20 protein-coding genes and 1 pseudogene are annotated in these 20,873 nt (G+C 65.2%); 6 read left to right on the forward strand and 15 right to left on the reverse strand.

Going from position 1 to position 20,873, the window contains the following annotated elements:
* Positions 1–24: 24 nt before the first annotated feature.
* From ACVISU_RS09520 to ACVISU_RS09530, 3 genes are all read left to right on the forward strand, one after another.
* A complete protein-coding gene (locus ACVISU_RS09520) occupies positions 25–579 on the forward strand; it encodes a carboxymuconolactone decarboxylase family protein (RefSeq protein ID WP_456706762.1) in 555 nt (184 codons plus the stop codon).
* 1 nt (position 580) lies between these two features.
* Positions 581–1,381 (forward strand): SDR family NAD(P)-dependent oxidoreductase, encoded by an 801-nt coding sequence (locus ACVISU_RS09525; RefSeq protein WP_456706763.1) that lies wholly within the window; start codon positions 581–583, stop codon positions 1,379–1,381.
* Between the two features lie 240 nt (positions 1,382–1,621).
* Positions 1,622–1,840 (forward strand): hypothetical protein, encoded by a 219-nt coding sequence (locus ACVISU_RS09530; protein ID WP_050401479.1) that lies wholly within the window; start codon positions 1,622–1,624, stop codon positions 1,838–1,840.
* A gap of 134 nt (positions 1,841–1,974) precedes the next feature.
* Here ACVISU_RS09530 and ACVISU_RS09535 read toward each other — a convergent pair whose 3' ends face one another.
* Positions 1,975–5,157, reverse strand: a complete 3,183-nt coding sequence (locus ACVISU_RS09535; protein ID WP_456706764.1) for an efflux RND transporter permease subunit — start codon at positions 5,155–5,157, stop codon at positions 1,975–1,977.
* 23 nt (positions 5,158–5,180) lie between these two features.
* Positions 5,181–6,425, reverse strand: coding sequence for an efflux RND transporter periplasmic adaptor subunit (locus tag ACVISU_RS09540; RefSeq protein ID WP_050401480.1), 1,245 nt, complete (start codon positions 6,423–6,425; stop codon positions 5,181–5,183).
* Positions 6,426–6,629: 204 nt separating this feature from the next.
* On the opposite strand from ACVISU_RS09540, the gene ACVISU_RS09545 reads away from it, so the two are divergent.
* Both ACVISU_RS09545 and ACVISU_RS09550 read left to right on the forward strand, forming a co-directional pair.
* Positions 6,630–7,229, forward strand: a complete 600-nt coding sequence (locus ACVISU_RS09545; protein ID WP_050401481.1) for a TetR/AcrR family transcriptional regulator — start codon at positions 6,630–6,632, stop codon at positions 7,227–7,229.
* Between the two features lie 53 nt (positions 7,230–7,282).
* Positions 7,283–9,008, forward strand: a pseudogene (locus tag ACVISU_RS09550) (SulP family inorganic anion transporter).
* Positions 9,009–9,033: 25 nt separating this feature from the next.
* On the opposite strand, the gene ACVISU_RS09555 reads toward ACVISU_RS09550, so the two are convergent.
* From ACVISU_RS09555 to phnG, 9 genes are read right to left on the reverse strand one after another with little or no spacing between them, the layout of a single operon-like run.
* Positions 9,034–9,645 carry a pyridoxamine 5'-phosphate oxidase family protein gene (locus tag ACVISU_RS09555; RefSeq protein ID WP_456706765.1) on the reverse strand — a complete coding sequence of 204 codons (612 nt, stop codon included), beginning with the start codon at positions 9,643–9,645 and terminating at the stop codon, positions 9,034–9,036.
* Positions 9,646–9,680: 35 nt separating this feature from the next.
* Complete coding sequence (phnN, locus tag ACVISU_RS09560; protein WP_456706766.1) at positions 9,681–10,274, reverse strand: phosphonate metabolism protein/1,5-bisphosphokinase (PRPP-forming) PhnN; 594 nt, start codon at positions 10,272–10,274, stop codon at positions 9,681–9,683.
* The gene (locus tag ACVISU_RS09565; protein WP_456706767.1) at positions 10,271–11,425 is read right to left on the reverse strand and encodes an alpha-D-ribose 1-methylphosphonate 5-triphosphate diphosphatase; all 1,155 of its coding nucleotides are present in this window, start codon (positions 11,423–11,425) and stop codon (positions 10,271–10,273) included. Before ACVISU_RS09565 ends, phnN begins: the two co-directional genes overlap by 4 nt.
* 13 nt (positions 11,426–11,438) lie before the next feature.
* Positions 11,439–12,137, reverse strand: a complete 699-nt coding sequence (gene phnL, locus ACVISU_RS09570; RefSeq protein ID WP_050401486.1) for a phosphonate C-P lyase system protein PhnL — start codon at positions 12,135–12,137, stop codon at positions 11,439–11,441.
* A gap of 8 nt (positions 12,138–12,145) precedes the next feature.
* Positions 12,146–12,943 (reverse strand): phosphonate C-P lyase system protein PhnK, encoded by a 798-nt coding sequence (gene phnK / locus ACVISU_RS09575; protein WP_456706768.1) that lies wholly within the window; start codon positions 12,941–12,943, stop codon positions 12,146–12,148.
* A complete protein-coding gene (locus ACVISU_RS09580; RefSeq protein WP_063695642.1) occupies positions 12,936–13,820 on the reverse strand; it encodes an alpha-D-ribose 1-methylphosphonate 5-phosphate C-P-lyase PhnJ in 885 nt (294 codons plus the stop codon). Before ACVISU_RS09580 ends, phnK begins: the two co-directional genes overlap by 8 nt.
* Entirely contained in the window at positions 13,817–14,920 is a 1,104-nt protein-coding gene (locus tag ACVISU_RS09585) for a carbon-phosphorus lyase complex subunit PhnI (protein WP_456706769.1), read from the reverse strand. Before ACVISU_RS09585 ends, ACVISU_RS09580 begins: the two co-directional genes overlap by 4 nt.
* A gap of 3 nt (positions 14,921–14,923) precedes the next feature.
* Positions 14,924–15,532, reverse strand: coding sequence for a phosphonate C-P lyase system protein PhnH (gene phnH / locus ACVISU_RS09590; protein ID WP_050401489.1), 609 nt, complete (start codon positions 15,530–15,532; stop codon positions 14,924–14,926).
* A 4-nt stretch (positions 15,533–15,536) separates the two neighbouring features.
* Positions 15,537–15,998: a phosphonate C-P lyase system protein PhnG gene (gene phnG, locus ACVISU_RS09595; RefSeq protein ID WP_456706770.1), complete on the reverse strand. Its 462-nt coding sequence runs from the start codon at positions 15,996–15,998 to the stop codon at positions 15,537–15,539.
* Between the two features lie 104 nt (positions 15,999–16,102).
* On the opposite strand from phnG, the gene phnF reads away from it, so the two are divergent.
* The gene (gene phnF, locus ACVISU_RS09600; protein ID WP_456706771.1) at positions 16,103–16,828 is read left to right on the forward strand and encodes a phosphonate metabolism transcriptional regulator PhnF; all 726 of its coding nucleotides are present in this window, start codon (positions 16,103–16,105) and stop codon (positions 16,826–16,828) included.
* Positions 16,829–17,068: 240 nt separating this feature from the next.
* Here phnF and phnE (ACVISU_RS09605) read toward each other — a convergent pair whose 3' ends face one another.
* The 4 genes from phnE (ACVISU_RS09605) to phnC all read right to left on the reverse strand — a co-directional run bounded on the left by phnE (ACVISU_RS09605) (position 17,069) and on the right by phnC (position 20,705).
* Positions 17,069–17,917 carry a phosphonate ABC transporter, permease protein PhnE gene (phnE, locus tag ACVISU_RS09605; RefSeq protein ID WP_456706772.1) on the reverse strand — a complete coding sequence of 283 codons (849 nt, stop codon included), beginning with the start codon at positions 17,915–17,917 and terminating at the stop codon, positions 17,069–17,071.
* A complete protein-coding gene (gene phnE / locus ACVISU_RS09610; RefSeq protein WP_456706773.1) occupies positions 17,914–18,798 on the reverse strand; it encodes a phosphonate ABC transporter, permease protein PhnE in 885 nt (294 codons plus the stop codon). Before phnE (ACVISU_RS09610) ends, phnE (ACVISU_RS09605) begins: the two co-directional genes overlap by 4 nt.
* Before the next feature lie 82 nt (positions 18,799–18,880).
* Entirely contained in the window at positions 18,881–19,813 is a 933-nt protein-coding gene (phnD, locus tag ACVISU_RS09615) for a phosphonate ABC transporter substrate-binding protein (protein ID WP_456706774.1), read from the reverse strand.
* A gap of 76 nt (positions 19,814–19,889) precedes the next feature.
* Positions 19,890–20,705 (reverse strand): phosphonate ABC transporter ATP-binding protein, encoded by an 816-nt coding sequence (phnC, locus tag ACVISU_RS09620; protein WP_063695643.1) that lies wholly within the window; start codon positions 20,703–20,705, stop codon positions 19,890–19,892.
* Positions 20,706–20,873: the final 168 nt, after the last annotated feature.

Here is a 20,873-nt window from a genome sequence, read left to right on the forward strand (position 1 = left end):
GCCGCCGAACCAAGGACAACAACAATGGCCCGCCTGCCCTATCTCGAAGCCGATCAGGTCGCTCCCGAGTATCGCGACATGCTCAAGCGCAACACCAATTTGCACAAGCTGCTGGTGAACTCGCCGGACATGGCGCGCGCCTTCAACGGCATCGGCGGCTATATCCGTTTCAAGAGCAAGCTCGATTCGCGGCTGCGCGAGCTTGCGATCCTTCAGGTCGGCTGGCTCGAGAAGTCGGAATACGAGTTCACCCACCATGTGAAGATCGGCAAGGAGTTCGGTGTCACCGACGCGGACATCAAGGGCCTGATCGCCGAGACCGCGGGCGAGCCGTCGCAGCTCGAGCCGCTGGCCAAGGCGATCCTCAAGGGGGCCCGCGAGATAGCGCGCGAGCTGGCGATGTCGGAGGCGACCTTCGCCGAGATCAAGCGAGAGCTGTCCGACGAGCACATGACCGACCTGGTGCTGACCATCGCGTTCTACTGCGCCGTGGTGCGCGTGCTCGCCACCATGCAGATCGACAACGAGCCAAGCTACAGAGAGGTACTGCAGCAGTACCCGATCCCGGGAGTGAAGTGACATGCGCCTCAACGATCGCGTCGCCATCGTCGTCGGCGCCGGCCAGAGCCCCGGCGAGGGCATCGGCAACGGCCGCGCCACCGCGCTGACCTTCGCGCGCGAAGGCGCCAGGGTGCTGTGCGTCGATCACAATCTGGCATCGGCGCAGGAGACCGTCGAGCTGATCGCGGCCAAGGGCGGCACGGCGATCGCCTTCAAGGCGGACGTCACCAGGAATGCCGACATCAAGGCGATGGTGGCGGATGCGCATGGCCGCTGGGGCAGCGTCGATATCCTGCACAACAATGTCGGCGTCAGCCTCTCCGGCGGCGACGCCGAGCTGCTCGACATCACCGAGGAGGCGTTCGACCGCTGCGTCGCAATCAACCTGAAGAGCTGCATCCTCGCCGCCAAGCACGTGATCCCGATCATGCGCCAGCAGCAGAGCGGCTCGATCATCAACATCTCGTCGATGGCCGCGATCACGACCTATCCCTATGTCGCCTACAAGGCGACCAAGTCGGCGATGATCGCCTTCACCGAGCAGCTCGCCTACCAGAATGCGCAATATGGCATTCGCGCCAACGTGATCCTCCCGGGATTGATGAACACGCCGATGGCGGTGGACACACGCGCGCGCGAATTCAAGAAGAGCCGCGCCGAGGTCGAGGCCGAGCGCGACAGCAAGGTGCCGCTGCGTCACAAGATGGGCACCGGCTGGGACGTCGCCAACGCTGCGCTGTTTCTCGCCTCCGACGAGGCGAATTTCATCACCGGTGTGACGTTGCCGGTCGACGGCGGCGCGAGTGTGCGGCGCGGTTAATCGGTACGGCCAACAACCCAATTAACCCCAGGCGTTAACCTATGTAATCATTTGCGGTTAATCACTGTGACGATGTCATGTGTTGTGCAGCGCAATGATTCGAAAAAAATTGAAGTATTCCAATGACACGGCGATGTGACGACGCTTCCACATAAATCGAAATCCTGACTCGTTATGGTCGCACGAAATTCATCTGCGCCCGGTATCTGGCAGCCCAAGTCTATTGGAGCGACTAGACCGATGAGCGAAGAATTCGAACTCAGACCAGATCAGTGGGATGCATTGAAAGCGTTGCGGGCTCCCGCAGCAAACCCTTCACGGCTGAACCGGTTCGCCGTCGAAAGCCTGATCACGCTCGGCTATGTCGCCGTGCGCGGCGAGTCGTTTGAACTGACGCCCGCAGGCCGCAAGGTGCTGGTCCGCGGCTCGTCACTCCTGCTGCTGGATATCGCGGCCTGATTCCCGCCAACTGACACCAACGAGAGCTTCAGTTTTGAATAGATCGAAACCGAAGCTCTCGTTTCTTGTTTTGACGCGTTTTCTTTACCCGAACCGGTATCCATTTCGATCGAGAACGCCCTGCACACGCGGCATCATGCCGCGTGTGCTTTTCCGGGAATGGTCGCCTCGCCGTGCTGGGTCAGCGGCTTCATCCCGGTGACGGTGCGCAGCAGTACATAGAACACCGGCGTCAGGAACAGGCCGAACACCGTGACGCCGATCATGCCGGAGAACACCGCGACGCCCATCGCGCGCCGCATCTCCGAGCCCGCGCCGGTCGACAGCACCAGCGGCAGCACGCCCATGATGAACGCCATCGACGTCATCAGGATCGGACGCAGCCTTAAGCGGCTCGCCTCGATCGCGGCGCGGATCGGCGAGCGCCCGGCGAATTCGAGCTCACGCGCGAACTCGACGATCAGGATGGCGTTCTTGGCCGACAATCCGACCAGCACGATCAGGCCGATCTGGGTGAAGACGTTGTTGTCGCCCTTGGACAGCCAGACGCCGAACATCGCCGCCAACAGGCCCATCGGCACGATCATGATGATCGAGAGCGGCAGCGCCAGGCTCTCATAGAGCGCGGCGAGCACCAGGAACACCAGCAGGATCGCGAGCGGAAACACCCAGATTCCGGAATTGCCGGCAATGAACTCCTGATAGGTCAGGTCGGTCCATTCGAAGGCGAAGCCCGGCGGCAGCGTTTCGGCGGCGATCCGGGTGGCTGCCTCCTGCGCCTGGCCGGAGGAATAGCCGGGCGCCGCGGCGGCATTGATGTCCGACGACAGGAAGCCGTTATAGCGGATGGCGCGTTCCGGACCCGCGCTCTGGCGGACTTTCAGCAGCGCCGACAGCGGCACCATGTCGCCCGACGACGAACGCACCTTCAACTGCCTGATGTCATCGGCGCGCGCGCGGAAGGGCGCGTCCGCCTGCACATAGACCGAATAGGTGCGGCCGAATTTATTGAAGTCGTTGACGTAGTAGGAGCCGAGATAGATCTGCAGCGTGTTGAAGACCTCCGTGACCGGCACGCCGAGCTGCAACGCCTTGGTGCGGTCGATGTCGGCGAACAGCTGCGGCACGTTGACCTGGAAGCTCGAGAACACGCCGGCGATCTCCGGCGCCTTCTGCATCGCCGCCATGAACGCCTTGGTCGCGTCGTTCAGCGCCTCGTAGCCGAGGCCGGCGCGGTCCTCGATCTGCAGCTTGAAGCCGCCGATCGTGCCGAGGCCGTTGACCGGCGGCGGCGGGAACATGGCGATGAAGGCATCCTGGATCCCGGCATATTTCTTGTTCAGCGCCATCGCGATCGCCGGACCGCTGAGCGACGGATCCTTGCGCTCCTCGAACGGCTTCAGCGTCGAGAACACGATGCCGGCGTTCGACGAGTTGGTGAAGCCGGAGATCGACAGGCCGGGAAACGCCACCGAGCTCTCGACACCCGGCTGCGTGAGCGCAATGTCGCTCATCTTGCGGATCACTTCCTCGGTGCGGTCGAGCGTGGCGCCGTCGGGCAGCCGGGCAAAGCCGACCAGATACTGCTTGTCCTGGCCCGGCACGAAGCCGCTCGGCACCTGCTTGAACAGCACGCCGGTCAAGCCGATCAGCAGCACATAGAGTCCGATCACCACGGCCTTGCCGTAGATCACCTTGGTGACGGTGCGGCCGTAGTTTTCCGACGACTTCGTGAAAACCTTGTTGAAGCCGCGGAAGAACCAGCCGAGCGACCGCTCCATGATCCGGGTCAGCCAGTCCTTTGGCTCGTGATGGCCCTTCAGCAGCAGCGCCGACAGCGCCGGCGACAGCGTCAGCGAGTTGATCGCCGAGATCACGGTCGAGATCGCGATGGTCAGCGCGAACTGCTTGTAGAACTGTCCGGTGAGACCGGAGATGAAGGCGAGCGGCACGAACACCGCGATCAGGACCAGCGCGATCGCGATGATCGGGCCGGACACTTCCCGCATCGCCTGGTTGGTGGCGTCGCGTGGCGACAGGCCGGATTCGATGTTGCGCTCGACGTTCTCGACCACGACGATGGCGTCGTCGACCACGATGCCGATCGCCAGCACCAGGCCGAACAGGCTGAGCGCATTGATCGAGAAGCCGAACACATGCATCACCGCGAAGGTGCCGACGATCGACACCGGCACCGCGATCAGCGGAATGATCGACGCACGCCAGGTCTGCAGGAACAGGATCACGACCAGCACGACGAGCGCGATGGCCTCGAGCAGTGTGTGGATGACGGCCTCGATCGAGGAGCGCACGAATTGCGTGGGGTCGTAGACGATCTGGTACGACACGCCTTCCGGCATGTTCTTCTTGATCTCGGCCATCGTCGCGCGGACATGGTCTGAGATCTCGAGCGCATTGGAGCCCGGGGCCTGGAAGATCGGGATGGCGACCGCCTGCTTGTTGTCGAGCAGCGAGCGCAGGCCGTATTCGGAGGCGCCGAGCTCGATCCGCGCGACGTCGCGCAGCCGCACCACTTCGCCGCTAGAGCCGGTCTTCACCACGATGTCGCCGAACTGCTCCTCGGTCGACAGCCGGCCCTCGGCATTGACGGAGAGCTGGAGGTCGAGGCCCCTGACGCTCGGCGAGGAGCCGACCACGCCGGCCGCGGCCTCGACGTTCTGGGCCTGGATCGCGCGCACCACGTCGCTCGCGGTCAGCGAATGCTCGGCGGCCTTCTGCGGATCGACCCAGACCCGCATCGAATAGTCGCCGGCGCCATAGAGCTGGACGTCGCCGACACCGTCGATCCGCGCCAGCCGGTCCTTGACGTTGAGCACTGCATAGTTGCGCAGATACGTCATGTCGTAGCGGTTATTCGGCGACAGCAGATGCACGACCATGGTGAGGTCGGGCGAGCTCTTCTTGGTGATGATGCCGAGCTGGCGCACCACGGCCGGCAGGCGCGGCTCGGCCTGCTGCACGCGGTTCTGCACAAGCTGCGTTGCCTTGTCGGGGTCGGTGCCGAGCCGGAACGTCACCGTCAGCGTCATCGCGCCGTCGGTGGTCGCTTGGCTCGACATGTAGAGCATGCCCTCGACGCCGTTGATCTGCTCCTCGATCGGCGTTGCCACCGTCTCGGCGATCACCTTCGGATTGGCGCCGGGATAGGTCGCGCGCACCACGACCGACGGCGGCACCACATCGGGATATTCCGAGATCGGCATCGCCACCAGCGAGATCAGGCCGGCCAGGAAGATCAGGATCGATAGCACGCCGGCGAAGATCGGCCGGTCGATGAAGAATTTGGAGAGATTCATGGCTCCGCCCCCGCGTGCAGCGCCTAGCGCTGCACGACGTGCTGGTTGGTTTCGGTAGATGCCTGCTGCATGCCGCGCGCGCCCATCTCGGCGACTTCCATCTTCAGAAGTGCGCCGGGGCGCACGCGCTGCAGGCCGTTGACGACGATGCGGTCGCCGGATTTCAGGCCGGCGGTGACGATCCGCAGGCCATCGACCGCGCCGCCAAGCGTGACGGAGCGATAGACCGCGCGGCTGTCGTCGCCGACCAGCATCACGAATTTCTTGTCCTGGTCGGTACCGACCGCGCGCTCGTCGATCAGCACCAAGGTCTGCTGCTTGGGTTGGCCCATGCGGACGCGGGCGAACTGTCCCGGGATCAGCCGGCCGTCTTCGTTCTTGAACACGGCGCGGACGCGGATGGTGCCGCTCTGCCCGTTGACCTGGTTGTCGATGAGCTGAATGTGGCCCTTGGCGCTGAGGCCGCCCGAGGTGACCATCTCGACCGGGATCTGATCGAGGTTGCCGCGCTTGCCGGAGGCATCCGCGATCGAGTTCAGCGCGCGCAGCACGACTTCCTCATCGGCATCGAAGCTCGCATAGATCGGATTGACCGAGACCAGCGAGGTCAGGACGGGCGACGAGGTGCCCGCCGCGACGAGGTTGCCGACCGTGACCTCGATCCTGCCGACCCGGCCGTCGACCGGTGCGCGGACTTCGGTGTAGTCGAGATTGAGCTTTGCGGTCTGCAACGCGGCTTCGGCAGCCTTGACGTTGGCGATCGCCTCGCGATTGGCGTTGTCGCGCTGGTCGAAATCGCGCTTGGTGACGATGTTGTTGCCGACCAGCTGGGCGCCGCGCTCGACCTCGCTCGTGGTGAACACCACGCGGGCCTTGGCGGCCTCGAGCTGTGCCTGGGCCCGGTCGACCTCGGCCGCGTAGGGCGCGGGGTCGATCTTGAACAGGATGTCGCCGGACTTCACCAGCGCGCCCTCGGTGAAGTTGGTCGAAAGGATTGCGCCCGCCACCCGCGGCCGGAGCTGGACGCGATCGACGGCCTCGAGCCGGCCCGAGAAGTCATCGAACAGGGTGGTCGGGCGCGGCTGGATCACGGCGACGGTCACCGGCACCGCCGGTTCAGGGGCGGCAGCTGACGCGGTCGCCTGTGCGGCATGGAAATAATGGCCGGTCGCGATCGAACCGGCCACCGCGAGGGCACCAAGGATCACGACACCGCCGACGATGCGCCGGAAACGGCCGGAAGGGGGGTTTTGGATTGACGAAGGCATTTACGCGCTCCAGATATCTGTAGTGTTCGCTACAAATGTGGAGCTGGACGCCGGTTCGCAAGATACTTATGTATCGAGCACTATGAATTTATTATCTCATCCGTGGGGAAGTGGGAAGACGCGGAAAAACATCACGTGCAACAAGAGGATAAGCCAGGGACAATTCGTCACAGAAACGGCACCCGGCTTACGGAGCAACGAAAAATGGGAATGGGACGCCCCCGCGCCTTCGACGCGGACGCCGCTTTGGACCGGGCCATGGACGTATTCTGGCGCCACGGTTACGAAGGCGCCACGATCGCGCAGCTCACCGAGGCGATGAGCATCAATCCGCCCAGCCTTTATGCCGCCTTCGGCAGCAAGGAAGGCCTGCTGAAGGCCGCGCTCGACCGCTACACCGAAAAGCGCGACGCCTGGATGGAAAAGGTTCTGGGCGCCTCCACCGCGCGCAAGGTGGCCGAACGATTTCTGATGGAGCACGCGGACGCCCAGACCGATCCCGCCAACCCGCCCGGCTGTCTGCTGGTCCAGGGCGGCCTTGCCTGCGGCACCGGCTCGGAAAACGTTCCATTCGAACTGGCGGCGCGCCGCACCCGCACCGAGGACCAGTTGCGCGAACGCTTTGTCCGCGCCAAGGCCGAACGCGACCTCGGCGACAACGCCGATCCGGCCATGCTTGCCCGTTATCTCTCCGCGGTGACATCAGGCATGTGCGTGATGGCCTCCTCGGGTGCTAACCGCGAGACGCTGCGCGAGATCGCGGCGGTGTCGCTGAAGGCGTTTGAGGAGCAGACGAAGGGGTAGAGCGGTTCACGCCAAGCGCATGCGAGCTGCAACGGGGTTGGGAGTGACCGGCGATGAATCAATTAACCGGCTGGCTGCCAGGTCTCAACACCCTCCGTCGATATCAGGGGGCTTGGCTTCCACACGACATCTTCGCCGGGCTTGTGCTCGCGACCATGCTGGTGCCGGTCGGCATCGCCTATGCGGAAGCGTCGGGCTTGCCCGGCATCTACGGACTTTATGCGACGATCATCCCGCTCCTCGCCTATGCCTTGTTCGGGCCGAGCCGCATCCTCGTCCTGGGACCGGACTCGGCGCTTGCAGCCGTTATCCTTGGCGTCGTCGCTCCGCTATCGGGCGGCGATCCGATGCGCGCGGTAACCTTGGCCGCCATGATGGCGGTCGTCTCCGGAACGATTTGCATCGCAGCCGGCATCGCGCGGTTGGGATTCCTGACCGAGCTTCTCTCCAAGCCGATCCGCTACGGCTACATGAACGGAATCGCCTTGACCGTTCTGATCAGCCAGCTGCCGAAGCTGTTCGGGTTCTCCATCGACGGTGATGGACCGCTGCGCAGCCTCTGGGCGATCGTCGGCGCGATCCTTGACGGAGAGACAAATTGGGTCACGCTCGCGATCGGCCTTGCGACGTTGGCGGCGATCCTGCTGCTCGCGCGCAAAAAGCGGTTGCCGAGCATTCTGATTGCCGTTGTTGCGGCGACGGTCGTCACCGGTGTGCTCGGTCTCGGGGCGCGCTATGGCGTGAAGGTTCTGGGCCAGCTTCCCCAAGGCCTGCCGGGTTTCGCCATTCCCCGGATCGGCTATGGCGATATCGCGCAGGTGCTGATCGGCGCTTGCGCCGTCGCGCTGGTTTCATTCGCCGACACCAGTGTGCTCTCGCGGTCCTACGCGGCAAGATTGGGCGATCGCGTCGATCCCAACCAGGAGATGGTGGGGCTCGGCGCTGCCAATCTGGCCGCCGGATTCTTTCAGGGCTTTCCGATCAGCAGCAGCAGCTCACGCACGCCCGTCGCTGAAGCTGCGGGGCGCGCGCACCCAATTGACCAGCGTCATCGGCGCGCTCGCCATCGCCTTTCTGCTGCTGATGGCGCCGAACCTGCTCCAGCACCTGCCCAACGCCGCGCTGGCCGCCGTCGTGATCGCGGCCGCGCTCGGCCTGTTCGAGATCAGCGACCTCATGCGGATCTACCGCATTCAGCAGTGGGAGTTCTGGCTATCGATGGTCTGCTTTGTCGGCGTGGCCGTGCTAGGCGTGATTCCCGGAATAGGCCTCGCCATCGTGCTCGCCATCGTCGAGTTCCTGTGGGACGGCTGGCGGCCGCATTCCGCCGTGCTGGGCCGCGCCTCTGGCGTGAAGGGCTATCACGACATCACGCGATACCCGGATGCGCGCCAGATCCCCGGGCTGGTGCTGTTCCGGTGGGATGCGCCGCTGTTCTTTGCCAATGCCGAGTTCTTCAAGGAGCGCGCGCTGGATGCTGTGGCGAAATCCCCGACGCCGGTGCGCTGGCTGGTGGTCGCGGCCGAACCTGTCACCAGCGTCGACGTGACCGCCGGTGACATTCTCGCCGAGCTCGACGAGGCGTTGCACGCACAGAAGATCGAGCTGTGCTTCGCCGAGCTCAAGGACCCCGTCAAGGACAAGCTGAAGAAATTCGGCCTGCTGGCGCAGCTCGGCGAGAACAACTTCTTCCCAACCATCGGCGTTGCCGTTGCGCGCTACCTCGAGATCAATGACGACGTGACCTGGGAGGACTGGGAAGACCGGGCTGGCGCCTAGTTCGTTCCCCAGCCATCTGCGCGGATCACCACATCGTCTGCCGCGCGCGTTCCGGCCATTCGCGATCGTATTTCTCGCCGCCAACCGTGTGCTCGCTCATCTCGGCAAGGATCTGACCGGGCGTTGGCAGGGCCTTCGGGTCGATCCGCTTGTCCGGGTTCCAGAGGTCGGAGCGCACGATCGCGCGGGCGCACTGGAAATAGATTTCATCCACATTCATCACGATCACCGTGCGCGGTGCCTTGCCCTCCATCTCGAACGAAGCCAGCAGCTCCGGCTCGGCCGTGACATAGGCGCGGCCGTTGACGCGTAGCGTGCTGCCCGAGCCTGGGATCAGGAACAGCAGCCCGACGCGAGGATCGCGGACGATGTTGCGCAGCGAATCGCAACGATTGTTGCCGCGGCGATCCGGCATCATCAGCGTCTTCGCATCATGGATGCGCACGAAGCCCGGCAGGTCGCCGCGCGGCGAGCAATCGAGCCCTTCCGGGCCCGAGGTCGCAAGCGACACGAATGGCGACTTCTCGATGAGCACACGATAGAGCGGCGTCACGTGATCGGCGACCTTCACGGTCGATGCGTCGTTCGGGAAGCCGTAGATCGCCTCAAGCTGCTCGATCGTGGAAATCACCGACATTCGTGCTGTTCTCCTCTGTGGTTGATCGTCTCTTGCTAGCCGTCCCAGCGTTCGCCCTTGATGATGCGGACAAGCTGTCGCGCGTGATACTCGGCGGTGCCGGAATTGACGATGGTGAAATCGGGCGTCGATGTGCTCTCGTCCACGGTGCGCGCCAGCCGCTGCGCGAGCAGGCCGTCGCTGCTGCGCGCCCGCGCCGCCAGCCGCGCCGCGAGCACGTCCGGCGGCGCCGTGACCGACACTACGACCGCGTTGGCATAGTTGCGGCGCGCTGCCGCGATCACCATGCGCGAAACGTTCGCGATCACGGTGCGCCCGGCACGGATTTCGTCGTTGATCGCCCGCGACAACGCATAGCGATGGCCGTGCGCTTCCCAATGCATGGCGTAGTCGCCGGCGGCGATCGCGCGCTGGAAGGCTTCCGCACCGACCTCTTCATTGTCCTCCGACGCCGAGGCCTGGCGCGTGATCAGGCGGCGGGAAAACACGATGTCACGGTCACCTGCGCAGGCCGCCTTCGCGAGCCCCAGCAGCGTATCCTTGCCGGCGCCGCTCGGGCCGACCACCAGGATCAACCGGCCAGGACCGATCGCTGTGCGCGGCCCGGCGATGACCGGCGTGTCGGTCACGCGACCCTCCCCCCTTCGCGCCAGACGCTGCGCACGACCGGCAGGTCGCGCGCGACGTGGACGCGGATCAGATCGGCACGCCGGCCGACCGCGATCTCGCCGCGATCGGTGAGGCCGACCGCCTCGGCCGGCGTCTTGGTCACGGTGCGGACGGCGGAGGCGAGATCGATCGCCGGCACATGCCGCGGCAGCTGCAGCGCCGCCATCAGCAGGCTGGAGGGGATGTAGTCCGACGACAGGATATCGAGCATGCCCTCATTGGCAAGATCGACGGCGGCGATGTTGCCGGAATGTGAGCCGCCGCGCACCACGTTCGGCGCGCCCATCAGGATGTCGATGCCGGCAGCGTGCAGCCCGCGCGCCGCTTCCATCGTGGTCGGGAATTCCGCGACCGCGACCTTGTCGTTGACGGCGTCGACCACGTTTTCATCCGTGGTGTCGTCATGGCTCGCCAGCGGAATCCTGTACTCATGCGCCAGCGCGACGATCGCGCGGGTGTTGGCGACGGCATATTCCTTCTGATAGGCGAAGCGCCGCGCGAACAGCACGTCGAGCTGGGCGTCGGTCATGCCGCCGCCCTTGCCGCGGTAGTAGTCGCGCAGCTTGACCTCGTCGCGGAACTGGCGCTGGCCCGGCGTATGATCCATCAGCGACATCAGCCGCACGTCGGGCCGGTCGATCAGCTCCTTGGCCTCGGCGACGACATCAGGCATCGGCACTTCGCAGCGCAGATGCAGGAAGTGATCGGCGCGCAGCAGATTCTCCTCGCGCGCGGCCGAGATCGCCGCCGCCAATATGCCGGCGCGGCCGTCGACATCCTCCGCGCCGTCCTCGCGCCAGACCCGCAATGAGTCCAAAACGGTGGTGATGCCCGAGGTCGCGAGCTGCCCGTCATAGGAGATCACGGCCGCGACCGGATTCCAGAACACCTTCGGCCGCGGCACGTAGTGCATCTCGAGATGGTCGGTGTGCAGCTCGATCAGCCCGGGCATCAGCAGATCGCCGGCAGCATCCTCGGCGGCCGCGGGCGCCCTGCCCTCGCCGAACTCCGCGATCCTGCCGTCCGATATCGCAACCCAGCCCTGATCGATCACGCGATCGGCGAGGACCAGCCGGGCGTTGCCGATGATGGTGTCTTGCTTGGCGGTCATTTCAAACGGTCCTTCAGGCGGCAGCGGCGAACGAGGTCACGTCGACGATGCGGTCGGCGATCAGATGACGGATTTCGTCGTCATGGACAATCGCGACCATCGCGACGCCCTTGGTCTTTTTCTCCGCAATCAGCTCGACCACCACTGCGCGATTCGCCGCATCGAGCGAAGCGGTCGGCTCGTCGAGCAGCAGAATCGGCAGGTCGGAGATGAACCCGCGCGCGATATTGACGCGCTGCTGCTCGCCGCCGGAGAAGGTCGAGGGCGGCAAGGTCCAAAGCCGCTCCGGAATGTTGAGCCGGCGCAGTAGTCTGCCGGCGCGCTCGCGGGCTTCCTCGCGCGCCACACCGTTGACGATCAGCGGCTCGGCGACGACGTCGATGGTCGCGACCCGCGGCACCGCGCGCAGGAACTGACTGACATAGCCGATGGTCGAGCGGCGGATGCTCAGCACCTGGCGCGGCTCGGCGGTCGCGAGATCGACGACCTTGCCCTGGTGACGGATGCCGATCCGGCCGCTGTCGCAGCGGTAATTGCCGAAAATCATCTTCAGGATCGAGGATTTTCCGGCGCCCGACGGGCCCGACAGCACTACGCATTCGCCCGGCTCGACGTGGAACGAGACGCCGCGCACCACGGGCAGCTCTACGCCGCCCTGCAGATGCATGGTGAAGGTCTTCTCGGCGTTGGCAAGTTCGATCATCGCGGTCATTGGCAAGCTCATGGCGGAAGTATCGAGGAAACGAGCAGCTGGGTATAGGGCTCGCGGGGATCGTCGAGCACCTGGTCGGTGAGTCCAGTCTCGATGACGCGGCCACCCTTCATGACCATCACGCGATGCGACAGCAGGCGCGCGACCGCGAGATCATGGGTCACGACGATGGCGGCAAGACCAAGCTCGCCGACCAGGTTGCGCATCAGATCCAGCAGGCGCGCCTGCACCGAGACGTCGAGGCCGCCGGTCGGTTCGTCCATGAACACCAGCCGCGGCTCGGTGACGAGGTTGCGCGCGATCTGCAGCCGCTGCCGCATGCCGCCCGAATAGGTCTTCGGCGCATCGTCGATGCGGCCGATATCGATCTCGACCCGATCCAGCCAGGTCGATGCGGTATCGCGGATCCGGCCGTAGTGATTCCACCCCACAGCCATCAGCCGCTCGCCGACATTGGCGCCGGCCGAGACGCCCATGCGCAGGCCCTGCGCCGGGTCCTGATGCACGAAGCCCCAGTCGGTGCGGAACAGGAAGCGCCGCTCCGCCTCGCCGAGTTCGGCGAGATCGCGCAGCACGCCGTCGCGCATCCGGTAGGATACCCGTCCCGCGCTCGGCGTAAGCTGCGCCGAGAGCAGCTGCAGCAGCGTCGACTTGCCCGACCCGGACTCGCCGACGATCGCCAGCACCTCACCGGGATAGAGCGCGAACGAAACGTCGCGGCAGGCCGCAAGCCGGCCGTAATTCTTGCCGAGCCCTTCGGCCACCAGCAGTGGCTGATCGTCGTCGAAGTTTGCCAGCTCAGACATGCGCCTTCTCCTTGTGCGGCGCCGCGCTCTCGGTGCCGTGATGGCCGGCGGCCTGGCGCTGCTCGCAGAAGTCGGTGTCGGAGCAGACGAACATCCGCCCGCCTCTGTCGTCGGTGACGATCTCGTCGAGATAGGAATTGTCCGCGCCGCACAGCGCGCAGGGCGCGTTGAAGCGGTAGCGCGTGAACGGGTGATCCTCGAAATCCAGTGACACCACCGTCGTGTAGGGCGGGATCGCATAGATGCGCTTCTCCCGGCCGGCGCCGAACAGCTGCAGCGCCGCGCAATTGTCCATCTTCGGATTGTCGAATTTCGGCGTCGGCGACGGGTCCATCACGTAGCGCGCGTTCACCTTCACCGGATAGGCGTAGGCGGTCGCGATGTGGCCGAAGCGCGCGATGTCCTCGTAAAGCTTGACGTGCATCAGCCCGTATTCGGCGAGCGCGTGCATGCGCCGCGTCTCGGTCTCGCGCGGCTCCAGGAAACGCAGCGGCTCGGGGATCGGCACCTGATAGACCAGTACCTGTCCGGCGTGCAGTGACGCCTCGGGAATCCGGTGCCGGGTCTGGATCACGGTCGCGTCCATCGTCGAGGTCGTGGTCGCGACGCCCGCGGTCTTGCCGAAGAATTTTCGGATCGAGATCGCGTTGGTGGTGTCGTCCGAGCCCTGGTCGATCACCTTCAGCACGTCGTCGGGACCGAGGATCGCCGCCGTCACCTGCACGCCGCCGGTGCCCCAGCCATAGGGCATCGGCATCTCGCGGCTCGCGAACGGCACCTGATAGCCGGGGATCGCGATCGCCTTCAGGATGGCGCGGCGGATCATCCGCTTGGTCTGCTCGTCGAGATAGGCGAAATTGTATGTCGGCGCATTCATTCCGCGGCCTCCTGCATTTCAACGGCCTCGTTGGCCTCCGCGAACTCCTGCCGCAACTTGCGGAGCAGGCCGAGCTCGGACTGGAAGTCGACGTAGTGCGGCAGCTTGAGATGCTCGACGAAGCCGGTCGACTGGACATTGTCGGAGTGCGACATCACGAATTCCTCGTCCTGCGCCGGCGCGCCGACCTCCTCGCCGAGTTCGCCCGCACGCAGCGCACGGTCGACCAGCGCCATCGACATGGTCTTGCGCTCGCTCTGGCCGAAGGCAAGGCCATAGCCGCGGGTGAAGCACGGCGCCTCTGATGTCGAGCCCTTGAACTGGTTGACCATCTGGCACTCGGTCAGCTCGATCGAGCCGAGCGGCACGGCGAAGCCGACATCCTCGGCAAAGAACTCGACCTCGACCTCGCCGAAGCGGATCTCGCCGGCGAAGGGATGGTTGCGGCCATAGCCGCGCTGCGTCGAATAGCCGAGCGCGAGCAGAAAACCCTCGTCGCCACGCGCCAGATTCTGCAGCCGCAGATCGCGATCGGCCGGAAAGCTCAGCGGTTCGCGCGTGAGGTCGCCGACCGGCGCGTCGCCATCTGCCTGCGGTGACGGTTCGATCAAACCATCGCGGCCGAGAATGTCGGTGACCCGCGGCGTCGCCGCCTGCGAGGCCTCCGCGATCGCCGGCTGCTCCGGCACAAAGCCTTCCGCGAGCTGCGGATCGAGCAGGCGATGGGTGTAGTCAAAGGTCGGCCCCAGGATCTGGCCGCCCGGAACATCCTTGAAGGTCGAGGAGATGCGCCGCCGCACCTGCATCTCGCCGGTATTGACAGGCTCGGTGGCGCCGAAGCGCGGCAGCGTGGCGCGGAAGGCGCGAACCAGGAAGATCGCTTCGATCATGTCGCCGCGCGCCTGCTTGATCGCGAGCGCCGCGAGCTCGCGATCATAGAGCGAGCCTTCGGTCATCACCCGGTCGACCCCGAGCGCGAGCTGTTCGGAGATCTGCGCCAGCGTCACCTCGGCGACATCGCGATCGCCGCGCCGCTCATGCGCGAGCAGCCGATGAGCGTTCTCGATGGCGCGCTCGCCTCCCTTGACAGCTACATACATCGCTCACACTCCGCTTGCGATCAGCCGCGTGGTGCGCGGGATCGCGACAATATTGTCGTCATGGACCAGCACGACATCGATGCCGCGCGGGAACAGGGCTTCGTTGATCGACAGCCGCTGGAACAGGTCGCGCGGCTTGATCATCGCCTGCAGCAGCGCGCTGCCGTCGATGCCGGGGCCTTTCAGCTCGAAGGCCGGACCCTGCGTCAGGCTGTCGACCTGCAGGATCAGCGTGGTCGACCGGTCAGGATATTCGCTGCTGCCGAACGCGAAGCGCTCCAGCGCCGGCAGGTTCGCGGCATCGCCGATCAGCGCGAAGCTTGCGATCGCGGAATCCGCAACCACCGGCGCGCTGGCGTGGAACTTCAGCCAACGGGCGACGTCCGGCGTCGCCGACATCGCGGCATCGAGCCAGATCGGCGTGTCGTGATCGAACAGCGTCAGCGCGATCGCGGCCGAGCCGCGCATCATACCGGCCGGCGTTCCGACGCTGGCGGCGACGCGCTGCACGCTGCCCGGACGCGCCATCGCGTCCATCACGGAGCGGAACGTGGATTGCGCCGACAGCACCTTGTCGGCAAAGCCTGCGGGCATTTCGGCAATCGTCGTCATTGCATCACCCCTCACCGCGCACCATCGTGTAGAAATCGACCCGCGTTGCCGCGGTCTCGGCGGCCTTGCGGGCGCGTTCGGCATTCATGGCGACGCGCAGCGGCGCGATCACCTTGGTCTCCACCTCGCCGGACAATGCCGCCGACTGCACCATGGCGTCGCACAGCGCGATCATCTGCGCCTTGTGCGCATCGCGGCCGAGCGTGTAGCCGAAGCCGACCTCGCCGCTCGCAAGCCGCACCGCTGCGCGCGACACCGTCGCCTCGCCAAGATTGAACGGCGCACCGTCGCCGCCGATCCGCCCGCGCAGCATCACGAGGCCGTTCTCCGGCTCGCGCAGGTTCTGATGGCTAGGCACAGCGATCGCCGCGAGCCGGCCTGCGATGTCGGCCGCGGCGGAGTGCGCCAGCACGGTCATCGCCGCCTTGCGCTGGGCCTGTTTGCTGTCTGGTCCGGTCAAGCTCATGGGCAACCTTGCTTGTATCAAGTTGTCTATGATAATAGACAACTTGATAGCCGAGCGCCATGACTGTTTCGTGACAAACCAAAGATTTCTGGTATCACCGCGCCATGAGCATGCAGGAAAGTTCCGGCGTCGCCTTGTGGCGGCAGGTCGCCGACGGCATCGAGCGCGGCATCGCTGACGGCCGCTTTGCCGCGGGCGAAAAGCTGCCCGGCGAGATGGAGATCGCCGAGACTTACCGCGTCAATCGCCACACCGTGCGGCGGGCGCTCGCCGCATTGGCGGAGCGCGGCCTGGTGCGCGCCGAGCGCGGCAGCGGCACCTATGTCGAGGCCCAGCGCCTCGCCTACCCGCTGCGTTCACGCACGCGATTCTCCGAGATCGTCGGTGCCGGCGGCCACGAGCCGCGCGGCCAGCTCATCGATGCCGGCAGCGACGTCGCCAACCGCGAGATCGCGCGCGAGCTCGGCCTGAAGATCGGCGCGCCGCTGACCCGGATCGAAGCGGTGCGGCTCGCCGACCGGACGCCGATCTGCGTCTCGACCACCTGGCTGTCGGCCGAGCGGTTTCCCGATGCCGGCAACGTCTTCGCCAATGTTCGCTCGATGACCAAGCTGCTCGGGCACTACGGCGTCAAGGACTACCGCCGTTCGTCGACCCGGATCACCGCGGCGATCGTCGATGCGACCGACGCCGCACGGCTCGATCTGCCGCTGGGCCGGCCGGTGCTGGTGGTCGACGCCACCGACGTCGACATGCTGGACCAGCCGCTGGCGACCAAGCGCTCGCGCTTCGCCGCCGAGCGGGTGGAGTTTCTGGTCGAGAACGGCTGACTGTGCCGGCGCACTGACGGGGCAGCTCTCCCCTTGCGGGAGAGGCTTAGGCCGCCTACGGCGGCCGTCCTCAAGAACGCCGAAGCGAAGCTTCGGCTATGTCGCATCGCCAGATGCGATCCGGGTGAGGGGTATCTCTCCCCGGACACGTCGGCTTCTGAATTCGCTGAGCGATACCCCTCATCCGGCGCTTCGCGCCACCTTCTCCCACAAGGGGAGAAGGCTTGAGCGCGCGGCAAGCTACACCACCGCCCTTTGACCGATGATGGCAAAGCGCAGCTTGCTCGAGATGAAGTCGATCGCGGCGACCGCGATCAAGATCATCAGGATCAGGAACGACACCTTCTGCCATTCCAGCACGCGGATCTGCTCGGCGAGCTGCAGGCCGATGCCGCCGGCGCCGACGATGCCGATGATGGTGGCCGAACGGGTGTTCGACTCGATGAAATAAAGTACCTGGCCGGCGATCACGGGCAGCACCTGCGGCAGCAGGCCGAAGCGGATTTCATGCAGCGCGTTGCCGCCGGAGGCGCGGATGCCCTCGACCTGCTTGCGGTCCGCCGCCTCGATCGCCTCCGAGAACAATTTTCCGAACGCGCCGAAGTCGGAGACCATGATCGCCAGCACGCCGGCGAACGGACCGAGGCCGACCACGTTGATCCAGACCAGCGCCCAGATCAGTGTATCGACGCCGCGGATCGAATCCAAGAAGCGGCGCACCGGAAAGCGGATCAGGTTCGAGGGGATGATGTTGCGTGCGGCCAGCAGGCTCACGGGCAGCGCGAGCAGCGCCGCGAGCGTAGTGCCGAGCAGCGCGATCGAAAGCGTCTCGCCGAGCGCCTGCATGTAGAGCGGGAACGACGTGCCGGGATTCGGCGGGATCATCAGCATGGCGATCCAGCCGAGTTGGCTCATCCCCGAGATCAGCTTCGTGGGCGAGAAGTCGAGATCGACCAGACCGTAGACGAAGATCGCGAACGCCGCGGCGATCATCGCCGGCATCGCCAGCCGTGCCGACGCGGGACGATCGAACACGCCGGGATATTTCGCGCGCAGTTCCGCGGTGTCCGGCCTCGGCAGCTGGCTCATCGCCGGGTCTCCTTGCCGAACAGCCGGCCGCGCAGCCAGCCGGTCGAGATGTCGATGATGAAGACGGTGACGATGATGGTGATGAGGATCGCGCTGACGTCGGAATAGTAGAATTTGCGGATCGCGACCACGAGCTCCTGACCTATGCCGCCGGCGCCGACGAAGCCCATCACGGAAGCTTCGCGGACGTTGATCTCGAAGCGCAGCAGCGCATAGCTGGCGTAGCCCGCCGAGACCTGCGGCAACACGGCAAAGCGCATGCAGGACAGCCAGCTCGCGCCGGTGGAGCGGATGCCCTCGACCGGCTTCATGTCGGCGTTCTCGACGATCTCGGCAAACAGCTTGCCGAGCGCCCCGGTGGTGTGGATCGCGATCGCGAGCACGCCGGCCATCGGCCCGAGACCGAAGGCGATCACGAAGATCAGCGCGAACACGATGCCGGGCACGGTGCGGGCGAATTCCAGCAGGCGACGGACCGTGAAACGGACCCACGAGCCCGGCGACGTATTCTGGGCCGCGAAGAAATTGAGTGCGAAGGCGAGCACGGCACCCGTGAGCGTGCCGACATAGCTGATCAGGATCGTCTCGCCGAGCATCTTCAGCCATTTGTGCCACCCCCAGAACCATTCGGCGGGATCGGTCCAGACCCGCGCGCCGGAATCCAGCGTCAGGATGCGATCAAAATAACTGACGAAATTGCCGAAATAGGTGAACAGCGTGCGCAGGTTCACTTCCGCGCCGAACGCTGCGATCACCAGCACCGCGCAGAATGCCGCCGTTGCCAGCGCGGCCTTCGACCGCTTGCGTGCGACGGACTTGCGGTAGGCGCCCTCCAGCGTCGCCAGTTGCTGCGCTGGAAGAATGGATACGGCGGTCGCCATCGGCGCTTGCAGTCCGGTTCGGAGTTGAGTGGAGAGAAAGGGCCGGGCCATGCGCCCGGCCCTCGTGACGTCAGGCGCGCGATCAGCTCGCCTTCTTGCGCAGTCGGTCGACGAACTTGATCAGTTCGATCGTGCTGTCCCAATCCTTGGTCGTGGCCGGATGGAAGCCCTTCTTCTGGCCGTCGGATAGACGGTCGAAGGCGGCCTTGTCCTTGGTCGGCGCTTCGAAGAAGGCCTTGGCGATCGCCGCCTTCAGGTCTTCCGGAAGGTCGGAATTGTAGGCGTAGGGGCCGTTGATGATGGGCGACGACTTGTTGATGATCCGGAAATCCTCCTTCTTCATCGCCGAGCCGTCGGCGTTCTTCAGCATGCCCTTGGTCAACATCTGCGCGAGCGTCGAGTCATCCTCGTTGGTGCACTGGTTGGCCGCCATGTCGACGGTGCCCTGCGCCAGGGCGAGGATCGCGTTCTCGTGGCTGCCGGTGAACACGACCTTCCCGAAAAAGCCCTCGGCATCATGGATGCCCATCTTGTCGAGCTCGAAGCGCGGCACGTTGTTGCCCGAGGTCGAGTTCGGATCGACCAGGCCGAGGTTCTTGCCCTTCAGGTCTTCCACCTTCTTGTAGGGACTGGAAGCCTTGACGAAGAACACCGAATAGTAGCCGGTCGAACCGTCGGCGTTCATGTCGTTGGCGAAGGCGTCGGTCTTGACGCCGGTCAGCCGCGCGCGGGCGAACGAGGCCGAGCCGTAGCTGGCGATCTGGATGTTGCCGGCGCGCTGGCCTTCGATGACGGCCGCGTAGTCGTTGGCAATGCGCAGCGTGACCTTCACGCCGAGCTCCTTGGACAGATAGGCCGTGAACGGCGTCCAGCGCTCGGTGACGCCGGAGGCGTTCTCGGCCGGCACCACCGCGAAGGTGAGCTCGGGATATTTTGCTTTCCAGTCCTGCGCGAATGCCGAGCCGGTGAACGCCAGCACGGCGGCGCCGGCCAGAATGATGCGACGAGTGAACATGACTACCCCTCTTTTGTAGTTACACCTGTTGGCCAGGCAAAACGCCCGGCCTCGCAGATTGGAAAATGCGCGCCGCTCAGGCCGCGGCAGCGGTGCCGAGCGCCGGAACCGTCGTGCCGTCGGGCGCGGGCATTGGCGCGCCGCCCATGACGTCATTGGCCTCGAGGTCATAGAGCTCGCGCGCGATTTGGTCGGTGAGCGCCGCCGGGGCGCCGTCGAACACCACGCGCCCTGCCGCCATGCCGATCAGCCGGTCGCAATAGGTTCGTGCGAGATCGAGCGAGTGCAGATTGCAGAGCACCGTGATGCCGAAATGCTTGTTGATGCGCAGCAGTGCGTCCATCACGATCTTGGTGTTGCGCGGGTCGAGCGAGGCGATCGGCTCGTCGGCGAGAATGATGTCGGGCTCCTGCACCAGCGCGCGGGCGATCGCGACGCGCTGCTGCTGGCCGCCGGAAAGCTGGTCGGCGCGTTGCGCCGCGAGCTGGGCGATGTCGAACTGATCGAGCGCGGACAGCGCAAGCGCCCTGTCCTGCTCCGGCCAGACCTGCGCCAGCGAACGCCAGGACGGGATCTGGGCAAGCCGGCCCATCAGCACGTTGGTCAGCACGTCGAGACGGCCGACGAGATTGAACTGCTGGAAGATCATCGCCGAGCGCGCCCGCCACTGCCGCAGCTCCTTGCCGCGCAGCGCCGTGACGTCGGTGCCTTCGAACAGGATACGGCCGGAGGTCGGATCGGCGAGACGGTTGATCATCCGCAACAACGTCGACTTGCCGGCACCGGAGCGCCCGATCACGCCGACGAAACTGCCCGGCGCGATCGAAAAGGATGCGTTATCGACAGCGGCTTTTGTGCCGAACCGGCACGTCAAACCTTCCACCACCAGCATGCAATGCTCCAACCGCGTCACCTTGGGCCATCGCTATCCCCGGCGTTTTACAGTTATGTGACGCTGGCGCTGCGGTGCGGCGATCGTTCACACCCGTCTTTGCTGATCCCTTGCCGTCATCGCAACGTCATGATGTTGTCATCAAGCATCCAGATGACGAACGCGCAT

The organism is Bradyrhizobium sp. USDA 4452 (genome assembly GCF_054063575.1).